Here is a 3,388-nt window from a genome sequence, read left to right as displayed (position 1 = left end):
GAGCCACCTGCTGCCCGTGAGCCCCGGCCAGTGGAACCCCAGCGGAAAGCCCATTGCGCCCGATGCGCGGCTCGACATTCCCAATCCGCCGGCCGACGCCTATCTGGCACTCGTCCTGCACGCCCACCTGCCCTTTGTTCGCCACCCGAGTCGCACGGCCATGGAAGAGGCCTGGCTCTTCGAGGCAATCCTCGGCACCTATCTGCCGCTGCTCGACATTCTTGACCACCTCGAAGAAGAAGCCGTCCCCGGGCGCATCACCATGTCGCTCACCCCGCCGCTGGCAAGCATGCTGCGCGACGAGGTGCTCATGGCAAAGTTCGACGAGCACCTGCGCAAGATGTGCGAGCTGGCCGTCCTCGAGGTCGACCGCACCCGCACCGATCCAGACTTCGGCCCCGTCGCCGGGTTCTACCGCGACCGGCTCGAGCGCCAGCGCTACCTGTTCGAGGAGGCCTACGGCCGCGACCTGGTGGGTCACTTCGCGCGCCTCCAGGAACAGGGCCGCATCGAGATCATCACCTGCACGGCCACTCACGGGTTTCTGCCCCTGCTAAAGGACAGCCCCGAATCGGTGCGCGCACAGATTCGCGTGGGCGTTGCCGAGCACACGCGGCTCATCGGGCGAGCACCTCGCGGCATGTGGCTTGGCGAGTGCGCCTACTTCGAGGGGCTCGACGAGATCCTCGCCGAGGAAGGCATCGAATACATCTTCATGGAGACCCATTCCTTCGAGCACGCCTCGGCGCCGCTTCGCCACGGCGTGCAGGCCCCGCTCTACATGCCCGCCGGAGTGGCCGCCTTTGCGCGCGATCCGCGCAGCTCCCAGGAAGTCTGGAGCGCCGAGCAGGGATACCCCGGCGACCCCAGCTACCGCGACTTCTACCGCGACATCGGCTTTGATCTCGATCATGTCTACGTGGCGCCCTTTCTCGACCCCTCGGGCATCCGGAGCATGACGGGCTTCAAGTATCACGCGATCACAGGCAAGACCGATCACAAGAACCCCTACGACCGCGCCGCCGCCCTGCGCACGGTCGCGCGCCATGCGGGTGACTTCGTCCACAAGCGCTGGACCCAGGCGCGCGCGCTCGAATCGCACATGGACCGCAAGCCGCTCATCGTCGCCATGTTCGATGCAGAGCTCTTCGGGCACTGGTGGTTCGAGGGGCCCGAGTGGATCGAGAACGTGCTGCGCAAGCTCCCCATGGCCGGTGTGCTGCCGGTCGGGGCGAGCCAGTATCTCGACGCCTGCCCGGAGAACCAGCTCGCCCAGCCGTCAAGTTCGAGCTGGGGCGCCGGCGGCTACAACGAGGTCTGGCTCAACAGCACCAACGACTGGGAGTACCCGCCCCTTCACTGGGCCGGGCGAAAGATGGCGCAGCTCGTAGAGAACCATGGCGGCGAAAACGGCCTGATCGGCCGGGCACTGCGGCAGGCCGGGCGCGAGTTGCTGCTCGCCCAGTCCTCGGACTGGCCCTTCATCCTCAAGAACCAGACCACCGTGGGGTACGCCACCCGGCGCATCCACGAGCACCTCGACGGCTTTGCGCGGCTGGCCGCGCAGATTGAATCGGGTAGCGTGGACGAGCAGTTCCTTCGCTCACTTGAGAATGACAACAACATTTTTCCGGAGGTAGATCCCACATCATGGAGCGCAACATGAGCAAGCCCCATCGAACCCTCTGTGTCGTGCTGGCAGGCGGCGAAGGATCCCGCCTTCAACCGCTGACCCGGCGACGCGCCAAGCCGGCAGTACCGTTTGGCGGCCAGTACCGGCTGATCGATTTTGTGCTGAGCAACCTGATTCACTCGCGACTGCTCAGAATGCTGGTGCTCACCCAGTATCAGCCCTACTCGCTCATCCGCCACATCTCGCGCGGCTACAGTTTCTCGGGACAGCTCGGCCAGTTCTGCGAGATCATTCCCGCCGGCACGGGCGAGGACCGCGGTTGGTACCAAGGCAGCGCCGACGCGCTCTTCCAGAATCTCGAACGGATCGAGCGCGACCGCCCCACTCGCGTGGCGGTCTTCGGCGCGGACCACATCTACCGAATGGACGTGCGCCAGATGCTCGATGAGCATGAGAAGTCGAACGCCGACATCACCGTGAGCGTCGTGCCCCAGCCCATCGAAATCTCCCACCAGTTCGGTTGCATTGACGTTGACGAAAACATGCGCATCACGCGTTTCCTGGAAAAGCCCAAGGACCCGCCGCCCTTCCCCGGCGATCCGACGACCTCGCTCGTCTCCATGGGCAATTACGTCTTCAAGTGGGAAGTGCTGCGCAAAATTCTCACCGAAGATCACATTGAAGCGGGCAGCAAGCATGACATCGGCGGCAACCTGCTTCCGCGCTGGTACAAGGAACTCAACATTCACGCCTACAACTTCGCCAACAACCGCGTGCCCGGCGCGACCGATGCCGACGCCGGTTACTGGCGCGATGTGGGAACGATCGACGCCTACTGGGCCGCGAGCATGGATCTCATCAGCGTGACGCCGAGCTTCAATGCCTACAACTACGAGTGGCCGATCCTGACCGCGCACGAAGAGCACCCGCCGGCCAAGTTCGTCTTTGCAGACTCGAAGTCCAACCGAATGGGAATCGCCACGGACTCCCTGGTGAGCCCGGGCTGCATCATTTCCGGCGGTCACATCGATCGCTGCGTGCTCAGCCCGAAGGTGCGCATCAATTCGTTCTCGACAGTGAGCGAGTCGATTCTCTTCGATGGCGTCGAGGTCGGCCGCAAGGCGCGCCTCAAGCGCGTCATCGTCGACAAGCTCGTTCAGATCCCGCCGGGCGTCTCCATCGGATACGACGAGCAGGAAGACCTCGCCCGCGGCATCACCATCAGCGAGGGCGGCGTGCGCGTCGTGCCCCAGGACATCAAATTCTGATGAGCCAACCCATTCAGCTCGCATTTCTCTGGCACATGCACCAGCCCCTCTACCGGGTGGGAAACGAACACGTGTGCACCATGCCCTGGGTGCGCATGCATTCGATCCGCTCCTACTACGACATGGTCCGCGTGCTCGAGGAATTTCCCAAGGCGCACGTGACCATCAACCTGGTGCCCTCGCTCATCGAGCAGATCCGCGCTTACGAATCGGGCGCCAGCGACCTGTTCTGGGAAACCGGCGCGATCCCCGCCGAAGCCCTGAGCGATGAGCAAAAGCGCTTTGTCTTCCAGAACTTCTTTACCGCACAGGAACACCACATGATCCGGCCGCTGCCGGCCTTCGCCCGTCTGTTCGAGCGGCGAAAAGACGCGCTCCATGCCCGCGGCGAGACCGACGCCTGGCAGGCATTCGACACGCAGGACTACCGCGACCTGCAGGCGGTGTTCGATCTGTGCTGGTTCGGGTTCATGGCCTGCGAGGATTT

Annotated in this window: 3 protein-coding genes; all 3 read left to right on the top strand. The window is 63.9% G+C overall.

The genetic code is table 11. The features are described from left to right. Positions 1-1,666: DUF1957 domain-containing protein (locus tag KDH09_16935; protein ID MCB0221385.1), on the top strand; the 1,666-nt coding region annotated here is incomplete at its 5' end. Next, complete coding sequence (glgC, locus tag KDH09_16930) at positions 1,663-2,901, top strand: glucose-1-phosphate adenylyltransferase (GenBank protein MCB0221384.1); 1,239 nt, start codon at positions 1,663-1,665, stop codon at positions 2,899-2,901. The genes KDH09_16935 and glgC, both read left to right, overlap by 4 nt. Further along, a partial coding sequence (locus KDH09_16925) for a glycoside hydrolase (protein MCB0221383.1) occupies positions 2,901-3,388 on the top strand: 488 nt, incomplete at its 3' end. The genes glgC and KDH09_16925, both read left to right, overlap by 1 nt.

Source organism: Chrysiogenia bacterium (genome assembly GCA_020434085.1).
Taxonomy (GTDB): domain Bacteria; phylum JAGRBM01; class JAGRBM01; order JAGRBM01; family JAGRBM01; genus JAGRBM01.
Note: the sequence above shows the minus strand (reverse complement) of the source record. Positions and strands in the feature narration are given on the sequence as shown.